This is a genomic window from Desulfarculus baarsii DSM 2075, assembly GCF_000143965.1.
Lineage (GTDB): Bacteria > Desulfobacterota > Desulfarculia > Desulfarculales > Desulfarculaceae > Desulfarculus > Desulfarculus baarsii.
This window is the reverse complement of sequence record NC_014365.1, coordinates 1,538,751-1,560,082: the sequence shown is the minus strand read 5'-3', so window position 1 is coordinate 1,560,082 and position 21,332 is coordinate 1,538,751. Positions and strand designations below refer to the sequence as shown.

At 66.3% G+C, this 21,332-nt stretch carries 18 protein-coding genes; 7 read left to right on the top strand and 11 right to left on the bottom strand.

All coding sequences use genetic code 11. The features are described from left to right. Positions 1-3: 3 nt before the first annotated feature. Positions 4-1,032, bottom strand: a complete 1,029-nt coding sequence (locus DEBA_RS06950) for a tetratricopeptide repeat protein (RefSeq protein ID WP_043813942.1) — start codon at positions 1,030-1,032, stop codon at positions 4-6. Between the two features lie 233 nt (positions 1,033-1,265). On the opposite strand from DEBA_RS06950, the gene DEBA_RS06945 reads away from it, so the two are divergent. From DEBA_RS06945 to DEBA_RS06930, 4 genes are read left to right on the top strand one after another with little or no spacing between them, the layout of a single operon-like run. Continuing rightward, the gene (locus DEBA_RS06945; RefSeq protein ID WP_013258212.1) at positions 1,266-1,760 is read left to right on the top strand and encodes a rubredoxin-like domain-containing protein; all 495 of its coding nucleotides are present in this window, start codon (positions 1,266-1,268) and stop codon (positions 1,758-1,760) included. Beyond that, positions 1,757-3,418 (top strand): SpoIIE family protein phosphatase, encoded by a 1,662-nt coding sequence (locus tag DEBA_RS16930; RefSeq protein ID WP_013258211.1) that lies wholly within the window; start codon positions 1,757-1,759, stop codon positions 3,416-3,418. Before DEBA_RS06945 ends, DEBA_RS16930 begins: the two co-directional genes overlap by 4 nt. A 5-nt stretch (positions 3,419-3,423) precedes the next feature. After that, a complete protein-coding gene (locus tag DEBA_RS06935) occupies positions 3,424-4,329 on the top strand; it encodes an MBL fold metallo-hydrolase (RefSeq protein ID WP_013258210.1) in 906 nt (301 codons plus the stop codon). A gap of 24 nt (positions 4,330-4,353) precedes the next feature. Then, the gene (locus DEBA_RS06930) at positions 4,354-4,947 is read left to right on the top strand and encodes a molybdopterin-dependent oxidoreductase (RefSeq protein ID WP_013258209.1); all 594 of its coding nucleotides are present in this window, start codon (positions 4,354-4,356) and stop codon (positions 4,945-4,947) included. Positions 4,948-4,958: 11 nt separating this feature from the next. Here the strand turns inward: DEBA_RS06930 and DEBA_RS06925 are convergent, their stop codons facing one another. The 7 genes from DEBA_RS06925 to alaC all read right to left on the bottom strand — a co-directional run bounded on the left by DEBA_RS06925 (position 4,959) and on the right by alaC (position 13,743). Further along, entirely contained in the window at positions 4,959-5,567 is a 609-nt protein-coding gene (locus DEBA_RS06925) for a hypothetical protein (protein WP_043813936.1), read from the bottom strand. 10 nt (positions 5,568-5,577) lie between these two features. After that, positions 5,578-6,564, bottom strand: coding sequence for a beta-ketoacyl-ACP synthase III (locus tag DEBA_RS06920; protein ID WP_013258207.1), 987 nt, complete (start codon positions 6,562-6,564; stop codon positions 5,578-5,580). 187 nt (positions 6,565-6,751) lie between these two features. Continuing rightward, complete coding sequence (gene ppdK, locus DEBA_RS06915; protein WP_013258206.1) at positions 6,752-9,436, bottom strand: pyruvate, phosphate dikinase; 2,685 nt, start codon at positions 9,434-9,436, stop codon at positions 6,752-6,754. 173 nt (positions 9,437-9,609) lie between these two features. Further along, positions 9,610-10,020, bottom strand: coding sequence for an acyl-CoA thioesterase (locus DEBA_RS06910; protein ID WP_013258205.1), 411 nt, complete (start codon positions 10,018-10,020; stop codon positions 9,610-9,612). Further along, entirely contained in the window at positions 10,017-11,213 is a 1,197-nt protein-coding gene (locus DEBA_RS06905; protein ID WP_013258204.1) for a cofactor-independent phosphoglycerate mutase, read from the bottom strand. Before DEBA_RS06905 ends, DEBA_RS06910 begins: the two co-directional genes overlap by 4 nt. 26 nt (positions 11,214-11,239) lie before the next feature. Then, entirely contained in the window at positions 11,240-12,547 is a 1,308-nt protein-coding gene (locus tag DEBA_RS06900) for a homoserine dehydrogenase (RefSeq protein ID WP_013258203.1), read from the bottom strand. A gap of 26 nt (positions 12,548-12,573) precedes the next feature. Then, positions 12,574-13,743: an alanine transaminase gene (alaC, locus tag DEBA_RS06895; protein WP_013258202.1), complete on the bottom strand. Its 1,170-nt coding sequence runs from the start codon at positions 13,741-13,743 to the stop codon at positions 12,574-12,576. Positions 13,744-14,105: 362 nt separating this feature from the next. Here alaC and pta point away from each other — a divergent pair, with 362 nt between their 5' ends. Continuing rightward, positions 14,106-16,232, top strand: a complete 2,127-nt coding sequence (pta, locus tag DEBA_RS06890; protein WP_013258201.1) for a phosphate acetyltransferase — start codon at positions 14,106-14,108, stop codon at positions 16,230-16,232. Next, a complete protein-coding gene (locus DEBA_RS06885; RefSeq protein ID WP_013258200.1) occupies positions 16,232-17,443 on the top strand; it encodes an acetate kinase in 1,212 nt (403 codons plus the stop codon). The genes pta and DEBA_RS06885 overlap by 1 nt, the downstream gene beginning before the upstream one ends. A gap of 258 nt (positions 17,444-17,701) precedes the next feature. On the opposite strand, the gene DEBA_RS06880 is transcribed toward DEBA_RS06885, so the two are convergent. Then, complete coding sequence (locus DEBA_RS06880; RefSeq protein ID WP_013258198.1) at positions 17,702-18,478, bottom strand: hypothetical protein; 777 nt, start codon at positions 18,476-18,478, stop codon at positions 17,702-17,704. A gap of 123 nt (positions 18,479-18,601) precedes the next feature. Between DEBA_RS06880 and wrbA the strand changes: the two genes are divergently transcribed. After that, a complete protein-coding gene (gene wrbA / locus DEBA_RS06875; RefSeq protein WP_013258197.1) occupies positions 18,602-19,228 on the top strand; it encodes an NAD(P)H:quinone oxidoreductase in 627 nt (208 codons plus the stop codon). Here the strand turns inward: wrbA and DEBA_RS06870 are convergent. Continuing rightward, complete coding sequence (locus tag DEBA_RS06870; protein ID WP_013258196.1) at positions 19,223-20,566, bottom strand: protein kinase domain-containing protein; 1,344 nt, start codon at positions 20,564-20,566, stop codon at positions 19,223-19,225. The two genes, wrbA and DEBA_RS06870, sit on opposite strands and share 6 nt — an antisense overlap. A 13-nt stretch (positions 20,567-20,579) precedes the next feature. After that, positions 20,580-21,302 carry a metallophosphoesterase family protein gene (locus DEBA_RS06865; protein ID WP_043813927.1) on the bottom strand — a complete coding sequence of 241 codons (723 nt, stop codon included), beginning with the start codon at positions 21,300-21,302 and terminating at the stop codon, positions 20,580-20,582. Positions 21,303-21,332: the final 30 nt, after the last annotated feature.

The window sequence follows — 21,332 nt, the reverse complement described above, 5'->3', positions numbered from 1 at the left end:
GGGTCATTCCTTGTCCTTGCCCAGGCGCAGATTGACCGTGCCCAGCATGTCCTGGGCGTCGGCGAAGTCGGGGTTGATCTTGAGCGCCTGCTCCAAAAGGATCAGCGCGCGCTGGTAGTCCTTGGTTTCGTAATAGATGCGGGCCAGGTTGTAGTGAATGTTGACGGCCTCGGGGTTGACCTTGAGGGCCTTTTTATATTGCTTGATGGCCAGCTCGTAGCGGCCCTGGCGACGGTAGAGGATGCCCAACGAGTTGTAGACGTTGATCGTGTTGGGGTTTAGCTCCAGCACCTGGTTGAGCACCTGTTCGGCGTTGGAGTCCATGCGCCGCTCCATGTAGATGTCGGCGGCCAGTTCGAAATGCTTCTGGGCCAGCTTGGGCCGCGCCAGTTGACGGTAGCACTCGCCCATTTTCTCGTGGGCCTGGGCGAAGGCGTTGTTGATCTGGGTGGCCTTGCGAAAATAATGGATGGCCTCTTCGTAGGAGCCTCGGGCGGTGCTGATGTAGCCCATGTTGTAATAGATTTCGGCGCTTTCGTAGATGCCCAGGATGCGGCGGAACGACTCCAGGGCCTCTTCCCAGCGCTTCTCCTCCATGAGTTGCAGACCCTTGGCGTAGAGCCGCTGGGCCTCGAAGGCCTGCGGGTCGCGGCCAAGCTCCAAGAGGGTCTGGATTTTTTTGACAAAGGTCGGCGAATTGATCGGCGTGATCACGATATCGCTGACACCGGCCTCGCCGGCCTCGATGACCTGGGCCTTGGTCAGCGAATCAGCCACCAAAATGATATGCACGTTGGCCAGGTCGGGGTCGGAGCGCATGACCTTCAGCAGGGCCATGCCGTTCATTTCGGGCATGTCCCAACTGGCCACCACCGCGTGGGCCCCGCGATACTTCAAGTGGCTCCAGGCCAGGCTGCCGTTGTGCACCTCGGCGATGTCCTCGAAGCCCATGCCCTTGAGCATCAGCGCCACGCCCTCGCGCATGGCGGGGTCCGGCCCGGCGAGCAGAAATTTGATTTTGCGAAAATCCACGGGACGGCTCCACAACCGCATGATCGTCACCTCGACTAATTATGGCAAAGCAACCGATGCTTTTGGCGAACAATAATCACATTACCCACAAATGGGGCCAAAGGCCAGCGCCGCGCAATGGCCTCTTGTGCAATGCCGCCGCGTCGGCTAAATACATTATATAATCCCGCGCCGCGCACGTGGGCGGCCCGGCCCGAAAAAGCCGCCCAGCGCCGCCGCAATGAGGATTGGCCATGCCCCTTGCCGAACTTGCTCAAGCCTTCGTCCTGATCTCCCAGGCCGCCACGCGCGCCAGGGCCTTCGCCCAAAAGGCCGCCCAGGACGGCCATGAAGCCGACGCCCGCCTGCTGGAGGCCCTGGCTGCCTCCCAGGAAACGCAGGCGGGGCGCTTGCGCCTGCTGCTGCGCGGCAAGATCGGCCCCGCCGAGCAAAACAAGGCCGAGGCCTTTGGCCCGGCCCTGGAGCGACTGATGGCCGACTTGTCCGCCCTGGCCACGGCGGCCCAAGACGACGGCCAGGCCGTGGCCGCCCGGGCCCTGACCAACTGCCGCCAGGTCGCCGAGGCCTTACGCGCCCTGGCCCGTCACCCGGCGGTGACGGGCCAGGCCTACCAAGTCTGCCAGGTCTGCGGCTTTGTCCAGCCCGACGCGCCGCCGGAGCGCTGCCCCGTCTGCGGGGCCGTGCCGGGCAAATTCGCCCCGGCCGGCCCGATATCGGAAAAACAATGAGCATCCGTTGGCAGCTACTGCTTTCGCACCTGGCGGTGGTGGCCGTGGCCGCCGTGGCCATGGTCATCGTGGCCCGGCTCAGCGTGGACCGGGCCGTCGATCAACTCAGCCTGGCCAACCACCGCTTGAGCGAAACGGTGCTGACCAAAAGCGGCGAGCGGCTGGTCATGGCCCAGGCCCAGGCCGTGGCCCAGGAATTGGCCCGTCTGCTGGCCGGACGCGACAGCGCCGATTACGCCGCCCTGCGCCGCGATCAAGCCCTGCGGGCCATCGCCACCCAGGATATCCGCAGCCAGTTCGGCCCGGCCGGCTACACGGACGTCTATGATCAGACCGGCCTGGCCGTCCTGCATCCCAACAAAACGGTCGAAGGCCGCAACTTCGCCGAATGGCGCGAAAAATTCCCCCAGATGTGGGAGTTGGTGCGCAACTCGCTCCACACGCCCGTGTCCCAGGGCTATTATGACTTCATCGACAAAAACAACGCCCCGCGCAAGAAATTCATGGCCATGGTCCACGTGCCGCGCACCAAGCTCATCGTCGTGGCGGCGGTGGACATCGACTCCTACTTCAAGCCCGTCCAGGCGCGCATCGCCGCGGAAGGCCAACGCATCAAGGATCAGGCCCTCGACCAGGTCTGGGGCCACATCCTGGCCGGCCTGGCCGCCGCCATGCTCATCGGCCTGGCCTGCGCCCTGTTTTTCGCCCAGCGCATCAGCCAGCCGGTGCGGCACCTGGCCCAAGGCGTGGCCGCCCTGGGCGGCGGCGATTTTTCGGTGGCCGTGCGCGCCGATGGAGCCCGCGAGATCAAGGCTCTGGCCCAGGCCTTCAACCGCCTGGGCGGCGAACTGGTCGCCCACATCGAGCGGCTCAAGGCCGAAACCGCCGCCCGCCTGGCCGTGGCCAGCGAGATGAAAGTGGCCCGCCAGATCCAGGAGTCGCTCTTGCCCAGCACCTTCCCGCCCTTCCCCGAAAAACGGGAGCTGCGCCTCTACGCCATCAACCAGCCGGCCAAGGATGTGGCCGGCGACTTCTACGATTTTTTCCTGGTCGGCCCCGAGCGGCTGGCCCTGGTCATGGGCGACGTCTCGGGCAAGGGCGTGCCGGCGGCCCTGTTCATGACCATGACCCGCACCCTGCTGCGCAACATCTGCCCCGACGAGCCCGACCCGGCCCGGGCCCTGGCCAAGGCCAACGAGCTTTTGTGCCAGGACAACGACGCCAGCATGTTCGTCACGCTGTTTTTGGCCTATTACGAAATAGACTCCGGCCGGATGGTCTACGCCAACGCCGGTCACAACGACCCCTGCGTCATCGCCGCCGACGGCGCGGCCCGCTGCTTCGGCCGCATGGGCGACGTGGCCCTGGGCGCGTTGGCCGGCCAAAGCTACGCCGCCGGCTGGCTGGACCTGGCCCCCGGCGAGACGCTGGCGCTCTACACCGACGGCATCACCGAGGCCCCCTCGCCCGATGGCCGCGAATTCGGCATGGACAGATTCGAGCAACTGCTCACGGCCAACGCCGACCGCGATGTCGAGGACATCTGCCGGCTGGTCGTGGAGGCGGCCAACCAGTTTCAGGCCGGCGAGCGCTTCGACGACGTGACGATCATGTTGCTGCGCCGCGCGGCCACCGAGCAAAACCCCAGCATTGGATAGCGATCATGATTGTCTCCACCAGCGGAACCCTGGCCCCGGGCGTTCACGTCCTGGGCCCGGCCTGGATCCCCACCGTTTTGATCGACGCGCCACGGCCGGCCCTGTTCGACGCCGGCTTTTCGGCGACCGGCCCGATCTATCAGCGCGAGATAACGGCTGTTTTAGGCCAACGTCATCCCGAATATCTATTCATCACCCACTCGCATTTCGATCACTGCGGGGCCGCGCCATACCTCAAAAAGGCCTTCCCCGGCCTCAAGGCCGCCGCCGCCGCCAGGGCCGTGGAGGTTTGGCGCAAGCCATCGGCCCAGAAGCTTATCGCCGAACTCAACGCCATGGTAATCCAGGAAATGGGCCACCTGACCGACGAGTCGCTGAACCTGGAGCCCTGGACGCCCTTTGACGTGGAGCTTGTCGTCGACGACGGCCAGACGATCGATCTGGGCGATGGGCTCGAGGTGCTCTGTCTGGCCACGCCCGGCCACACCCGCGACTGCATCAGCTACTACCTGCCCCAGCGCAAGGCCTTGATGTGCTCGGAGGCGGCGGGCATCGCCTATCAGGGCGGGCAGATCTTCGCCGAATTCCTGGTCGATTTCGACCAATACATCGCCTCGATCCAGCGCATCAGGCAACTCGACATCGAGATATTCTGCCAGGGCCACGGCTTGTTTTTCGTCGGCCGCGACGAAGTGCGCCGCCGCCTGGACGCGGCGGTGGACACCGCCCACGCCTTCCGCGACCAGGTGCTCGGCCTGCTGCGCCAGGAAGGCGGCGATCAGGCGCGGGTGGTCGAGTTGGTCAAACAGCGAGAATACGACCCCCTGACCGGCCCCAAGCAAGAGGAGCTGCCCTATCTGCTCAACCTGCGGGCCAAGGTGGCCTGCCTGGCCAAGGCGGCCGGCTTCTGACCGCCGTCGCGAAAGGAGCCTGATATGAGCGTGCTGGCCCGACTGGGCATGCCGGCCTTCAAGGCCGGCGGCGTGCCCGCCATCGCCGACGAGGATTGGCGGCTGGAAGTGGCCGGCCTGTGCGAGTCGCCGGCCGTTTACACCCTGGCCCAGGTGGCCGCCTGGCCCCAGAGCCAGGTTGACGCCCGGCTGACATCGGTCAGCGGCTTTTCGCTGCGGGCGTTGTGGCAGGGCGTGTCGTGGCCCGACTTCCTAGCCATCGCCCGGCCCACGGCCCAGGCCAGCCACGCCACGTTTGTCTCGTGGGGCGGGGTCTATCAGACCACCGTCAGCCTGGCCGACCTGGCCCGGCCGCGAACGCTGTTGTGCCTGGCGGTGGAGGGCCAAGCGCTGGAGCGCGTTTACGGCGGGCCGCTGCGCATGATCGTGCCGTGCCTCTATGGCTACAAGAGCGCCAAATGGTTGGCGAAAATCGTCTTTGAAGATCGCATGCGCGGCGGCTATTGGGAAGACCGTGGCTACAGCCGCTCGGGCCAGATCGAGCCGGGCTGGACCTTCGACCTCAATACGCGGCAAAGGCGGCCCATCGCCGGCGGCGGCGAGGTCGAGGAGTTCTAGGGCGGGCCGGCTTACTTGAGCAGGCGCATCCGTCGCGCCCGCTCCTTTTGCCGATCGGCGTGGGCCGCCTCCGAGCCTTCCAAGGCCTTGATCAACGCGCCCAGGCCGTGCCGGGCGTCTTGCTGGCGGCCGTAGGCCACGAACATCGGCACGGGCTTGTCCTTTAGCCAGTCTTGCATTTGCAGGCGCACCACGCATTCGCGGCCGCCGCCAGTGGAGAGAAAATCCACCGTCAGCCGGCCGCCGACCACGCCGATGCGCCGCACGACGTCGATTTTTTCGCGCGCGGCCGTGCGCGACCAGCGCAGGCCCTTGCGCAGGGCGGCGATAAGACCGGCCTTTTCGGCGGCGCTGAAGGATTGCTCCTGGGCGAACAAATGCTCTTGCATGCCCACGCCCGAGACGAACATCGTCCACTTCACGCCGCCCTTGGCCGCGGCGATCAGCCGCCACTGGGCGCAGAGGCGCTGGGGCGCGCCCGGCCAGTTGAAGCAGTCCACGCCGTCGTGGATCACCAGCGGATCGTCGAGCTGGGCCCGGGCCGGCGCGGGCCCGGCCATGATCAGCGCGGCCACCGCCGCCACGACCACCGCCAGCATCGCCAAGCGCCGCGCCCTCACGCCGCGTCTCTCAGAACTGGAACAAGGCGCTGCCCCAGGTCAGGCCGCCGCCAAAGACCAACAGGCAGACCACGTCGCCGGGTTTGATCCGGCCTTGGTCGATGGCCTCGGCCAGGGCGATGGCCGAACTGGCCGCCGAGATGTTGGCGTATTTGTGGATGGTGATGACAAAGCGCTCCATGTCCACGTCCATGCGCTTGGCCACCTGCTGGATCATGCGGATGTTGGCCTGGTGGGGCACGAAATGGGCCACGTCCTGGTAAGCCAACCCGTTGCGCCCCAGGATCACGTCCACCGAGTGGACAAACTGCTGCACGGCTATGCGCATGGAGTTGGCCGCGTTGAAAAGGCGCAGGGTGTGCTTCTTGGCGTCGACCGACTCGTGGCTGATGGGCGTGGTCAGCGAGCCGCCGCCGGGCACCTGCAAGTCCTGGCCGTTGAAGCCGTCGGCGCCCACGTAGGTGTCCACCAGGCGCGGCGCGCCGTCGCCGGCTTGCAGCACCACCGCGCCCGAGCCGTCGCCCCAGAGCACGCAGTTGGCCCGGTCGGTCCAGTCCTGCACGCGCGACATCACCTCCGCGCCGACCACCAGCACGGTTTTGGCCGCGCCGGTGAGCAGGTATTGCCGGGCCACGTCCAGCACGAAACAAAAGCCCGAGCAGGCGGCCGTCACGTCGAAGCTGACCGCCCGCATGGCCCGCAACTTGGCTTGCAGAAAGTTGGCCGCCGAAGGGCAGCACATGTCCGGGGTGACGGTGGCCACGATGATCATGTCCAGATCGTCGGGGCCCACGCCGGCCTTTTGCATGGCCATGCGGCTGGCCTCCAGGGCCAGATCGCTGGTGGCCTGATCGGCCCTGGCGATGCGCCGCTCTTTTATGCCAGTGCGTTTGACGATCCACTCATCGGTGGTGTCCAGGGATTTTTCCAGGTCGAAGTTGCTGAGAATCTTTTCCGGCAGGTAATAACCCGAACCGATCAACCGAATGCCGCTCATGAAAGCCTGGCTCCATTGAAATTGATGTGGCCTGGTCAATAAAGGCGGCCTGACGCTTTGCACGATCAGCCAAACCAAATGCCGCCGGTATCGTTATTTTACACCCTAGCGCAACAAAACATCCCTCGCAAACAAAAGGGCCGCGCCCCCTGATCGAGAGCGCGGCCCTTTATTGGCGGAAGCTGGGTCAGTTGTTCCGCAGAGCCGCTTGCGCGGCGGCTAGGCGGGCGATGGGCACGCGGTAGGGCGAGCAGGAGACATAGTTCATGCCCACCCGGTGGCAGAAGTCCACGCTGGCCGGATCGCCGCCGTGCTCGCCGCAGATGCCGACCTTGAGCTTGGCGTTGACCGAGCGGCCCTTTTCCACGCCGATGCGCACCAGTTGGCCCACGCCTTCCTCGTCGATGCTGACGAAGGGATCCTTGGGCAGGATGCCGCTGGCCACGTATTCGGCCAGCATCTTGCCGGTGTCGTCACGGCTGAGGCCGAAGGTGGTCTGGGTCAGGTCGTTGGTGCCAAAGGAAAAGAACTGGGCCTCTTGGGCGATCTGGTCGGCGGTCAGGGCGGCGCGGGGCAGCTCGATCATGGTGCCCACCAGATAATCGACCTTGACGCCGGCGGCGGCCATGACTTCCTCGGCCACCCGCAAGACGATGGCCTTTTGCAGCTTGAGCTCATTGACGTGGCCCACCAGGGGAATCATCACCTCGGGGATGACCTTGACCCCCTCCTTGGCCACCTGGCAGGCCGCTTCGAAGATGGCCCGGGCCTGCATCTCGGTGATCTCGGGGAAGCTCAGGCCCAGGCGGCAGCCGCGCGTGCCCAGCATGGGATTCATCTCGGCCAGGGACTCGACCTTGGCCTTGATCTGGGCGGCGCTCAGGCCCATGTCGGCGGCCAGGCCATCGATGTCCTTGTCGTTGTCGACGTGGGGCAGGAACTCGTGCAGCGGCGGGTCCAGGGTGCGGATGGTCACCGGCAGGCCATCCATGGCCCGGAAGATGCCCACGAAGTCCTCGCGCTGCATGGGCAGCAGCTTGGCCAGGGCCTTTTGGCGCGTCTCGATATCGTCGGAGAGGATCATCTCGCGCACGGCCTTGATGCGTTCGCCCTCGAAGAACATGTGCTCGGTGCGGCACAGGCCGATGCCCTCGGCCCCGAAGTTGCGGGCCACCGAGGCGTCGTGAGGCGTGTCGGCGTTGGTGCGCACGCCCAGGGTGCGAATCTCGTCGGCCCAGTCCATGAACGCGGCGAAATCACCGGTGAGCTTGGGCTCGACCTTGGCCACCTGGCCCTGATACACCTCGCCCTTGGAGCCGTCCAGGCTGATCCAGTCGCCCTGCTTGACGACCACGCCGCCGGCCGTGAATTGTTCGTTGGCGTAATCGACGGCGATCTCGGAGCAGCCGGCCACGCAGGGCGTGCCCATGCCGCGGGCCACCACGGCCGCGTGGCTGGTCATGCCGCCGCGGCTGGTCAGGATGCCCTCGGCCACGTTCATGCCGCGGATGTCGTCGGGGCTGGTCTCGACGCGCACCAAGATGATCTTCTTGCCATCGGCGGCCCAGGCCTCGGCGTCGGAGGCGCTGAAGACCACCTGGCCCACGGCCGCGCCGGGGCTGGCCGGCAGGCCGGCGGCGATCTTGACCCTCTTGGCCTTGGGGTCGAGCATGGGGTGCAGCAGATGGTTGATTTGTTCCGGCTCGACGCGCTTGATGGCCGTTTGCTTGTCGATGAGGCCCTCGCCGACCATGTCCACGGCGATCTTGACCGCCGCGGCCGGGGTGCGCTTGCCGTTGCGGGTCTGGAGCATCCACAGGCGGCCCTGCTGGATGGTGAACTCGATGTCCTGCATGTCGCGGTAGTGCTTTTCCAGCGTCTCGCGGATGCCGGCCAATTGCTTGTAAAGCTCGGGCATTTCCTCGTCGAGGGTGCGCATGCCCTCGGGCGCGCCCTTGGTGCGGTTGATGGGCTGGGGCGTGCGGATGCCGGCGACCACGTCCTCGCCCTGGGCGTTGGTCAGATACTCGCCATAGAAATAATTCTCGCCGGTGGAGGGGTCGCGGGTGAAGGCCACGCCGGTGGCCGAATCATCGCCCATGTTGCCAAAGACCATCGACTGGACGTTGACGGCCGTGCCCCAGTCCTCGGGGAAGCCGTGGATCTGGCGGTAGCTCTTGGCCCGGGGGATGTTCCACGACTCGAACACCGCGCTGATGCCGCCCCAGAGCTGGTCCATGGGCGCTTCGGGGAAGGGCTTGCCCAGGCGCTCGTTGACCATGGCCTTGAACTCGGCCACCAGTTCCTTCAGGTCTTGGGCGCTGAGCTCGGTGTCGAGCTTGACGCCGCGGGCGTGCTTCTTTTTCTCCAGGATGACCTCGAAGGGGTCTTCCTCTTTTTCGTGGGCGGCCTTGACCCCCAGCACCACGTCCGAGTACATGTTCACGAAGCGGCGATAGGCGTCGTAGGCGAAGCGCTCGTTGCCGGTCTTGGCGATGACGCCCTTGACCGTCTCGTCGTTGAGGCCCACGTTCAAGACGGTGTCCATCATGCCGGGCATGGACACCCGCGCGCCCGAGCGCACCGAAACCAGAAGCGGGTTGGTCGGATCGCCGAACTTGGCGCCCATGACGGCCTCGACCTTGGCCAGGGCCTCGGCCACCTGGGCCTTCAACTCGGCGGGATAGGTCCGGCCGTGATCATAAAAATAGGTGCACACCTCGGTGGTGATGGTGAACCCCGAAGGCACCGGGATGCCGATGTTGGTCATCTCGGCGATGTTGGCGCCCTTGCCTCCCAGCAGATTTTTCATGTCGGCGGCGCCTTCGGCTTTGCCCGCGCCAAAGAAGTAGACATATTTATGATCTGCCACTTCAAACCTCCCTAAGGCGTGGCGCGGCCCAATCGCGGGCCGTCGCGCCTGATATAGTTGACGTGGTTTTCAAACCCACTTTCTTTAGCATTCCTGTTTTGCCCGCGCAAGTAAAGTGTGTATACAAACGGCAAGGCGGCCGCTTTGGGCGACCGCCAGGCCGGCGTTTCACTTCACTCGTCCGAGCGTTTAGTCAACCCGGTCAACCATTGGGGCAGCGGCCGCACGCGGCCCTGGCCGTCGACGCAGGCGTGGACCGTGGCCCCGCTGACCAACAAAACCTCATCGTCGCCCGCCGCGCGGACAATCTTGTACTCGAAGCGCAGCGAGGCCTTCTTGATCCAATCCACGCTGGTTTCGATGACCAGATCGTCGTCGTAGCGCGCCGGCCGGTGATACTTGACCCAGGCCTCGCTGACCGGCAGATGCAGGCCCAGGTCCATCAACTCGGTGTAGGCCCGGCCGGCCGCGCGCATCAGTTCGGCCCGTCCACGCTCGAAATAGCGCAGATAATTGCCGTGATAGACCACGCCCATCGAGTCGGTGTCGCCAAAAAGCGGGCGCATCCGCCAGCGGTGGATCACTTGACCTCCACCAGCATGGGCAACAGCTCGTGGGCCCTTTCGACCACCAGGCCCGTGGCCGCCGCCGCCGGCTCGTTGAAGCCGGCCCCGCCGGCCGCCGCCCGGGCCGAATCCCAGATCACGAACGGCACCGCCTGACGGCCGTGGGTCTTGGTGCACAGCGGCGTGTAGTGATCGGGCATGAGCAACACTCGATAGCGCCCCAGGTCGGCCGCGCCCTTGACGATGGGCCCGACAACCTTGGCGTCGAAATCCTCGATGGCCTGGAGCTTTTTGCGATAATCCCCGCCGTGGCCGGCCTCGTCGGGGGCCTCCACGTGCACGAAGGCCATGTCGCCCTCGGCCAGGGCCGCCAGGGCGGCGGCGATCTTGCCGGCGTAGTTGGTGTCCAGCCAGCCCGTGGCCCCCGGCACGTCCACCGGCGGCAGACCGGCCAGCACGCCCAGGCCCTTGACCAAGTCCACCGCCGAGATCGTCCGGCCGCTCAGGCCGAAGCGCTGGCCCACCGTGGGCAGGGCCGGCTTGGTGCCCTGGCCCCACAGCCAGATGCTGTTGGCCGGCCGCAGGCCCTTGGCCAGGCGCTCGGCGTTGATCGGGTGATCCCGCAGCACGGGCCAACTGGCGCGGATCAGTTCGGCCACGGCCCGGGCCGGGCCGGGCCCGTCGAGGGCGTCATCGACCCGTTGGCCGGTGCGGTCGTGGGGCGGCACGGTGGCCGCGTCCAGGGGTCCGCCGCGCCAGACCAACAAGTGCCGATAACTCACGCCGGGGTGGAAGGTCAGGCCGTCGCGGCCCAGGGCCCGTTGCAGGGCGCCCACCAGCCCGGCGGCGGTTTCGCTATCGATGTGGCCGGCCGAATAGTCGATCATCAGCGCGGGCGGGCCGTAGTCGAGCGTGACCAGATTGCAGCGAAAGGCGATCTCCTCCGGCCCCAGGTCCACGCCCATGGAGGCGGCCTCGATGGGCGAGCGGCCCGTGTGATAGCGGGCCGGATCATAGCCCATCAGCGACATGTTGGCCACGTCCGAGCCCGGCTCCATGCCCTCGGGGATGGTCTTGGTCAGGCCCAGCAGGCCGCTGGCGGCCAGACGATCCATGTTGGGGGTGTGGGCCGCTTGCAGGACGGTCTGGCCGCCCAGTTCGTCCACGGGCAGATCGCCCATGCCGTCGCCCACCAAAACGATGTATTTCATGATCCTTGAAACCGCTCCCGCCGGGTCTAGCCGGCCACGCGGATAAACATGGTGTCCTCGGCGATGAAGGGCAAGGCGTTGATGCGCGCCAGGGCCCGTTGCACCGCCGCCTCGTTGGCCTCGTGGGTCAGCATGACGATGGGCACCGGCCCGGCCTCCTCGCGGCCTTTCTGGATCACGGCCTCGATGGAAATCCGGTGCTCGGCCAGCACCGCGCTGATGGCCGCCAGCACGCCGGGTTTATCTTGGGCGGCAAAACGGAAATAATACTTGCACACCGTCTGATCCAGCGGGGCCAGGGCCAGCGGACCCTCGGGCTCGGCGGCCGAGCCCAGCGGCGGCACCCGGCCGGGGCAGCCGCAAAGCACGTCGCGGGCCAGGTCGAGCACGTCGCCGACCACGGCCGAGGCCGTGGGCCGCCGGCCGGCCCCCCGGCCATAGAGCAACACCTCGCCCACCCAGTCGCCCTCGACGAACAGGGCGTTGAAGGGCCCATCCACGCTGGCCATGGGATGGCCCAGCGGCACCAGCGTGGGGTGCACGCGCAGCTCCACCGCCTGGCCGACCTTGCGCAGCACGGCCAGCAGCTTGACCTTGAAGCCGAACTCGCCGGCCAGTTGGATGTCCAGCGGGGCGATCTTGGTGATGCCCTCGGTGGAGATGTCGTTGAGCTCGGGCTGACGTCCGGTGACCAGGGCGGCGATGATGGCCAGCTTGTGGGCGGTGTCGGTGCCGGCCACGTCGAAGGTGGGGTCGGCCTCGGCGTAGCCTTCTTGCTGGGCCTGGGCCAGCACGTCGGCGTAGGCCGCGCCCTCGGCGGTCATCTTGCTGAGGATGAAGTTGCAGGTGCCGTTCAGGATGCCCAGGCAGTGGCTGATGTCGTTGGCGGCCAGGCCCTCGCGCAGGCTGCGGATGAGCGGGATGCCGCCGCCCACCGAGGCCTCGAAGGCCACGCCCACGCCCTTTTGCCGGGCGGCCAGGAAGATCTCGCGGCCGTGGTGGGCCAGCAGGGCCTTGTTGGCCGTGGCCACGTGTTTGCCGCCGGCAATGGCCGCCAGCACGAACGCCCGGGCCGGCTCCAGGCCGCCGATCAGCTCGACGACGATGTCGACCTGGGGGTCGGCGACCACGGCCGCGCCATCGGCGACCAGGACGCCGGCGGGCAAGTCGAGGCCCTGGGCCAGGGCCGGATCACGATCGGCGGCCCTGGCCAGGGTCAATTCGGCGCCCAGATAATCGGACAGGCGGCGCTGTTGCTCCAAAAGCAGACGGGCCACGCCGCCGCCCACCGTGCCCAGGCCGATCAGGCCGACGTTGATGCGTTTTCGCGTCATGGAGCCTCCTTCGCCGCCCGGCCGTTTCAGCACAGGAACTTGCGCAGGCCGCGGATGGCCTGGTTGATGCGCTGCTCGTTTTCGACCAGGGCGAACCGCACGTATTCGTCGCCGTATTCGCCAAAGCCGATGCCGGGGCTCACGGCCACCTTGGCCTCTTCCACCAGCTTTTTGCAGAACTCCACCGAGCCGGCGGCGCGGTATGGTTCGGGGATCTTGGCCCAGACGAACATGGTGCCCTTGGGCGAGGGCACATGCCAGCCGATGCGCTCCAGGCCGTTGATCAGCACGTCGCGGCGGCTGCGATAGACCTCGACGATCTGCTTGACGCACTCCTGGTCTTCGTTGAGGGCGATGATGCCGGCGATCTGGATGGGCTGGAAGACGCCGTAGTCCAGGTAGCTCTTGATGCGCGTGAGGGCGTTGACCATCTCGCGGTTGCCCACGCAGAAGCCCAGCCGCCAGCCGGCCATGGAGTAGCTCTTGCTGGCGCTGAAAAACTCCACGGCGATGTCCTTGGCCCCCGGCACCTGCAAAACGCTGGGCGCTTCGTAGCCGTCGAAGGTCAGGTCGGCGTAGGCGAAGTCGTGCACCAGCCAGATCTGGTTTTCCTTACAGAATTCCACCAGCTTGGTCATGAACGCCAAATCCACGCAGACGGTGGTGGGGTTGTGGGGGAAGCTGGTGATGAGCATCTTGGGCTGGGGCCAGGTCTGACGCAGGGCCGTTTGCAGATCCTCGAAAAAGTCGCGGTCGGGCAAAATGGGCACGTTGCGCAGGTCGCCGCCGGCGATGACCACGCTGTAGGGATGGATCGGGTAGGTCGGGCTGGGGGCCAGCACCACGTCGCCGGGGCTGATGGTGGCCAGCACCAGGTGGCTGAGGCCTTCCTTGACGCCGATGGTGGCCACGGCCTCGGTCTCGGGATCTATGTCGACGTCATAGCGCCGCTTGTACCAGGCGGCGATGGCGTGGCGCAGCTTGGTGATGCCCTTGCTAGCGGAGTAGCGGTGGTTGGCGCCCTTGCGGGCGGCTTCCACCAACTTCTCCACGATATGATCGGGGGTGGGCAGGTCGGGGTTGCCCATGCCCAGGTCGATGATGTCCTCGCCGCGGCGACGGGCGGCCATTTTCAGCTCGGTGACCACCGCGAAGACATAAGGGGGAAGCCTTTTCATCCTACGAAACTCTTGCATTTGCCTTTTCCCCATTGCTTTGAAACGAAAAATTGCGTTTGGCCTTGTTCCCCTTTTTTTGCGAAAAAGCGGCCGAATAAAGGAAGTTATCTCAGCAATGGGCCGGTGTCAAGGCGAGGCGGGGCCATGCGCGCAAGGCATTGACTCCACCGGCCGGCCCTTCATAATGAAGTTGCAGGCGAGATACGCCATTTACGCAATCTGTGATTTGCGTCACAATTTCGGTTAGGACGGAGCCGATAAGGGCCAAGGCCGGGCCGGCCGCGCGCCGCGCCCACGCAACGACCATCAGGGCAAGCATCTTCCAAGGCCAACGCGCTCGCGACGCCAACGCGCCCGCGACGAAAAACCGGAGAGAAACCATGGCCAACAGCCTCTATATCACCTCGACCGAAGCCTACAGTGGCAAGTCGGTCATCTGCCTGGGCGTCATGGAGATGCTCATGCGCATGATCGACAAGGTGGCCTTTTTCCGACCGATCATCCAGAGTAACGGCTGCGCCGCCGACCCCTGCGTCATCGATCACGACATCAACTTGATCGCCGAGCACTTCAAGCTGGGCATCCCCATCCACGACATGTACGCCTTCACCGCCGCCGAATCGGAGATGATGTGGTCGATGGGCCGTCGCTCCGAGTTGGTCGAGCAGATTCTGGCCAAGAACAGCAAGCTGGAGGAAAACTTCGACTTCGTGCTCTACGAGGGCACCGATTTCGTCCACTCCACCAGCGCCTTCGAGTTCGACATCAACTCCGAGCTGGCCAAGCTCTTCCAGGCCCCCGTCCTTCTGGTGGCCAACGCCCACAACAAGAGCGTCGACGAGACCGCCCGGGCCGTGGAGCTGTCGTTCGATTCGCTGCGCACCCGCGGCTGCGAGGTGGTGGCCACCATCGTCAACCGGGTCCGCCCCGGCGAGCAGGACGTCATCATCAAGACCATCAAGCAAATGCGCTTCGCCAAGAACCAGCTCGTCTACGCCGTGCCCAACCGCCGCACCCTGTCGCTGCCCACCGTGGGCGAGGTGGCCAAGAGCCTGGGGGCCAAGGTGCTCTACGGCCACGAGCACTTGAACCGCAACGTCCACAGCTTCACCGTGGCGGCCATGCAGATGCACAACTTCCTGCAACGCATCAACCACGGAACCCTGGTCATCACCTCCGGCGACCGGGCCGACGTGCTGGTGGCCAGCCTGGCCTCGCTCAGCTCCCAGTCCATGCCCAAGATCGCCGGCATCATCCTCACCGGGGGGCTGTTGCCCGAGGAGCCCATCCGCGAGCTGATCACCGGCTTTTCGCGCATGGTCCCGGTGCTTAGCGTGGCCGAAAACACCTACCCCACCGCCATCAAGGTCGAGGCCGTCTGCGCCAAGCTCTCGCCCCACGACGACCGCAAGATCGCCAGGGCCCTGGCCGTCTTTGAAAAGAGCGTCGACGACGAGGCCCTGGCCGGCAAGATCGTCACCTCCGAGACCTCGATGATGACGCCCAAGATGTTCGAGTATCGCCTGCTGCAAAGGGCGCGCAAGCACAAGCAGCACATCGTCCTGCCCGAGGGCGAGGACGAGCGCATCCTGCGGGCGGCCGAGATACTGCTCAGCCGTGACGTCGTCGACATCACCCTGCTGGGCAACGAAAGCCGCGTCCGCGACCGCATTCGCGAGTTTTCCCTGCGCCTGGAAGACGTCCCGGTCATTGATCCCCAGCGCTCGGACAAGCTCGAAGACTACGCCCAGCAGTTCTACGAGCTGCGCAAGCACAAGGGCATCACCCCCGAAAACGCCCGCGACGCCGTCAGCGACGCCAGCTATTTCGGCACGATGATGGTCCACGTCGGCGACGCCGACGGCATGGTCTCCGGCGCGGTGCACACCACCGCCGCCACCGTGCGCCCGGCCTTCGAGATCATCAAGACCAAGCCCGGCACCACCGTCGTCTCCAGCGTCTTTTTCATGTGCCTGGCCGAGCGGGTGCTGGTCTACGGCGACTGCGCCGTCAACCCCAATCCCACCGCCGTCCAGCTCTCCGAGATCGCCCTCGACAGCGCCCTGACCGCCAAGACCTTTGGCATCGAGCCCAGGGTGGCCATGCTCTCCTACTCCACCGGCGACAGCGGCGCGGGCCTGGACGTCGACAAGGTGCGCGAGGCCACCGCCATGGCCAAGGAAAAGGCCGTCGCCCGCGGGCTCGACCTGAAGATCGAAGGGCCCATCCAATACGACGCCGCCGTGGATTCGGCCGTGGCCCAGGCCAAGATGCCCGGCTCCGAGGTGGCCGGCCACGCCACGGTGTTCATTTTCCCCGACCTGAACACCGGCAACAACACCTACAAGGCCGTGCAGCGTTCGGCCAAGGCCCTGGCCATCGGGCCGGTTTTGCAGGGCCTCAACAAGCCCGTCAACGACCTCAGCCGCGGCTGCACCATCTCCGACGTGCTCAACACCATCGCCATCACCGCCATCCAGGCCCAGGCGGTCAAGGGGCTCAAGTAATGCGCATCCTGGTCATCAACACCGGCAGTTCATCGATCAAGTATCAGCTCTTCGACATGGAGCGCGCGGTCATTCTGGCCTCGGGCCTGGCCGAACGCATCGGCGAGGAGCAAAGCTCCCTGCGCCACAAGGCCTTCATCGACGGCCAGGAAAGGCTCGGCCAATACGACCGGGCCATCGCCGACCACCACCAGGGCCTCGATCTGATCGTCGAGCTGCTCACCGCCCCCGGCGTGGGCGTCATCACCCACAAGTCCGACATCGACGCCGTGGGCCACCGCGTCGTCCACGGCGGCGAGCGCTTCAAGGCCCCCTGCCTCATCGACGAGGCGGTCATCGCCGCCATCGAGGAAAACGCCGCCCTGGCCCCTCTGCACAACCCGCCAAACCTGGTGGGCGTGCGCGTGGCCCGGCAGATCTTCCCCCAGGCCGCCCAGGTGGCCGTATTTGACACGGCCTTTCACCAGACCATCCCGGCCGAGGCGTTCCTCTACGCCCTGCCCTACGAGCTTTACCAAAAGCACCGTGTGCGGCGCTACGGCTTCCACGGCACCTCCCACTGGTACGTCACCGAGCAGACCGCGCTGTTTCTGGGCCGGCCAGTCGAGGAACTCGACATCATCACCGTCCACCTGGGCAACGGGGCCAGCATGGCCGCCGTGCGCGGCGGCAGATGCATCGACACCACCATGGGCCTGACGCCCCTGGAGGGCCTGGTCATGGGCACGCGCAGTGGCGACGTGGACCCGGCCCTGCCCTTTTTTCTGGCCGACCAGTTGGGCCTGGGCCTGAAGGACATCGACCGCCTGCTCAACAAGGAAAGCGGCCTCAAGGGCCTCTGCGGCCACAACGACATGCGCCAGGTCATCGAGGCCAGCCACAACGGCGACGAAAAGGCCGCCACGGCCCTGGCCGTCTACGCCTACCGCATCAAAAAATACATCGGCGCCTACCTGGCCGCCCTGGGCCGGCTCGACGCCCTGGTCTTCACCGCCGGCATCGGCGAAAACGCGCCCCAGGTGCGCGAGCTGTGCTGCCGGGGCCTGGAGGGCTTGGGGATCGCCATCGACCCGGCGCGCAACCTGGCCCCCAACCACGGCCCGCGCCTGATCAGCCCCGAGGGCGCGTTGGTGCAGGTGCTGGTCACGCCCACCAACGAGGAGCTCAAGATCGCCCAGGAGACGCGAAAGCTCTTGAACGGCGGGCGCTGACAGGCGCGCGAAAAGACTTTCCCGCCGGGCCGGGGTGTATTAATATGCCCCAAAAACCTGGCGACAAGGCCCCTTGCACGGATGGAGGACAAAAATGTTCGACGTGATTCTCGGCGCTCTGGGCGCGGCCTTTTTCTGGTCGTGCGTGACGTCGCTGGTCTATTTCGGCACCAAGAACGACCGCTAGAGCGCCGGCCCGATCGGCCAAAGCCCCCGGCCTCGCGCCGGGGGTTTGCTTTTTTGGGGCCGCCGCGTCCTTCAATCGTCGTAGCGGTCCTCCAGCAGCATGGTCCCGATGGTGCTGCACACGCCCACCTGGCAGTGGAACAACACCGGGTGCTCGGCCTTGAGGTGCTCCAGATAAATCAGCCAGAGATGCGAAAGTTGCTTGAGCGACTTGCCCACGTCCTTGGCCAGGTGGGTCAATTCGCCCGGCGAAAAGGCCTGGTCGGAGTTGCGGTAGTGGATCTCCTCGATGAGGTGAAAAAGCGAGATCAACCCGTGGTAAAGATCCTCGAATTCCAGCACCAGGGGGTTGCGGGTCATCTCCAGGATATCGCCCTCGCGCTGGCGCAGATAATCCAGCAGGGCCAGCACCTGTTTTTCGTCGGCGGCCATGCGTGGCCGAAAGGCGGCCAGGCCCTGGCGGGCGCGGCGAAAATCGCGGGCGCCCCATTGCTGATGCACCACGGTGATGGCGTCGAGCTCGTCGCGGTTCTGGCACAGGCCGCTGGCCATGGCCAGGATGTCGGCCCCCAGTTGGCGGAAAAAGATGCCCAGGAACATGTTCAGTCGCCGCTTGCGCCCCTGGCGCTCGCGGAAAGTGATCATGCCGTCAATGATCACGCCCAGCACCAGGGCGTGTATGGGCAAGAAGGCGATGTGCGAAAAAACCTTGTCGGCGTAGTAGGCCGGGCCGTGGGCGCTGTCGAACAAAAAATAGTGGGCCACGTACAAAAAAGTGGAAAGCGTCACCAGCCCGGCGGCGATCAGCAGCTTTTCGATCCAGTCGAGGTCTGAGTGCGGCTTTTCCATCGGCGCTTTCCTTGTTGGTTGGCCGTTGGCGACGGGTTACAATCAACATAACGGCCCGCGCGCGGCGATGCAACCGTCATGCGCGCGGCCGGTGGTTTGTCCCACAGCCAAGGGGGTTTTTTGATGCGCGTTCATATCGTTTTCTACAGCATGTACGGCCACGTGTATAAGTTGGCCGAGGCCGTGGCCGAAGGGGCCAGGCGCGAGCCGGGGGCCGAGGTGGCCCTCTATCAGGTGCCCGAGCTGGTGCCCGAGGCGGCCTTGGCCCAAAGCGGCGCCGACAAGACCAGGCGGGCCTTCGCCCACGTGCCCGTGGCCGAGCCGGCCGAGCTGGCCCAGGCCGACGCCATCATCTTTGGCACGCCCACCCGCTTTGGCATGATGTGCTCGCAGATGCGCAACTTCCTCGACCGCACCTCGCAGCTTTGGGTGCGCGGCGAGCTTGTCGGCAAGCTGGGCAGCGTCTTCGCCAGCACCGGCACCCAGCACGGTGGTCAGGAATCGACCATCCTCAGCTTTCACACCACGCTTTTGCACCACGGCATGATCCTCGTCGGCGTGCCCTTCACCGAGCCGGGGCTTTTGGAGATGGGCGAGATCAGCGGCGGCACGCCCTATGGGGCCACCACCATCGCCGCCAACGATGGTTCGCGCCAACCCAGCAAAAACGAGCTGTCCATCGCCCGCTTCCAGGGCCGTCACGTGGCGCGCATCGCCGGCCAATTGGCGCGGGGCCGGGGCGGGCTATAGGATCGGGCCGCCAACGGCGCGGACGTGGTTGCGGCAGGTGAAGTCCTGGCGGCCCACGAAGCCCGTGCGCAAACCGACCATCCAGGCGGCGCGAAACGAAGCGCGGTCGCTGGTCCACAGGCGGCTCTGGGCCTGATCGAAGATCGACTCCAGGCACAGGCCGCCCTGGGCCGGTGGCGGGCCGATCAGCGTGGCCGCCTCGGCGGCGGTGGGCAAGCGCCAGTCGTGACGGCCGGCAAAGCCACTCTGGGCCAACTCGGCCGCCCAAGCCTGGGCGCTGGGCCAGTCCATGGGTCGGCCCGAGCCGCCGCGCTGCCAGATCAGGCCGCGGTCCAGGTCGCGCGCCAACCGATCGTCGATCGCCGCCAGGCGGGCCGGCCGGGCCAGCGGCCGCCAGAGCTCATCCAGGCCCAGGCGCTGGCGAGCCTGCTTGGGCCCGAACTTGGCCGGGCGCGCGGGCAAGGGGGCGGGTGAGGCCTCGCGTTGCGCGACGCCGGGCCAGGGCTGGGCCAGGGCGCAGAGTTCGCCACGCCGGACGGCCCAGCGGCGGCCAAGGGCGCTCAAGTCGTCGATCATGCGCCCGGCGCTGGCCGGTCGCCTGGCCGGATCGGCGGCCAACGCCCGGCCAAAAAAATCATCCCACGCGCTGTCCAGGCCGGGGGCCAGGGCGCTGGCCGGCAAGGCCCCGGGCAACAGGCCCGTCACCAGGCGATGCAGGCAGACCGCCACGGCGTAGAGGTCCGCGGCCGGGCCGGCCGATTCGGGGTCGGCCACCTGCTCGGGCGCGGCGTAGTGGGGCGAGCCAACCTTCAGGTTGGCCGGGCCGGGCCGGCGCTCGCCGCGCAGCCGCGAAAGGCCCAGATCGGCCAGCCGCGCCCGGCCTTGGTCGTCGAGCAACAGATTGTAGGGCTTGAAATCACGGTGGACCACCCCCGCCCGATGCAGGGCCGCCAGGCCGGCCAGGGCTTGGCGCGTCAGCGCCAGGGCCCGTTCGGGCCGCAGGACGCGGCTGGGCGTTTGGGGGTCGTAGCCCTCGCCGATGAGCTGGCCCAGGTTGTCGCAGAGGTATTCCATAACATAATAGGGCGGGTTGGCCACCAGATCCATGTCCAGCACGGCCACCAGATTGGGGTGGCGCAGGCCGGCCAGCAGCCGAGCCTCCCGCGCGAAGCGGCGGCGCAACTCGGCCCGGCCCCACAGCCTGGCCAACAGATCGCTCGGCCGCAAGAGCTTCAAGGCCAGCAAGGGCCAGCCGCCCGGCGCGGCGACTTTGTGGACCACGCCCATGCCGCCACGGCCCAACAGCCCCAGCACTTGATATTTGCCGATCAATTTCAATGAGAAGCGCCCATCACAGCAACCGCGAGGCGTGATGCTCGGGCAGGCCCAGGGCCAGGATCTTGGCCACGGTGGGCGCGGGGTCGTAGGCCACGAAGCGCACCTCCAGCCGGCGGCGCTCCACGTCCCACAAAACGTATTTGGCGCTGCGATCGCCGTCGCGGGGCTGGCCGACGCTGCCAATGTTGATGATGTGCTTGCCGCGACCCAGGTCGTAAGCGCCCTGGATCAGGCCGCAGGGCGTCACCCAGCCGTCGACCAGGCTGGCGATCTCCAGTTCGTGGGTGTGGCCCACGAAACAAATATCCTCGGCCAGGCCTTCCAGGGCGCGGCGCAGGCGCGGGCCGGTCACCTCGAAGAAATAAGTCCGCGCGCTATCGGGCGGGAAACCGTGCACGAACCGGCAGCCATGCTTAACAATAAACATAGGCAGGCCGGCCAGGAAACGCCGCGCGGGCTCGTCGATGAGGTTGGCGATAAGCTCCAGCGAGCGCCGGGCCAAGGGGTTGAACCAACTCAGGCTGGCCGGCTCGACAACGGCTTGGTCGTGGTTGCCCATCACGCAGGCAAAGCCCTCCCGCCGCGCCAGATCGATGACCGCCAGCGGGTCGGGGCCGTAGCCCACCAGGTCGCCCAGACAAAAACGCTCTTCGACGCCTTGGTCGGCGATATCGGCCAAAACCGCCTGGAACGCCTCCAGGTTGCCGTGGATGTCGGAAACGATCGCCAGCTTCATATGAAGCATTCTAGCATCCCCCGGCCAGCC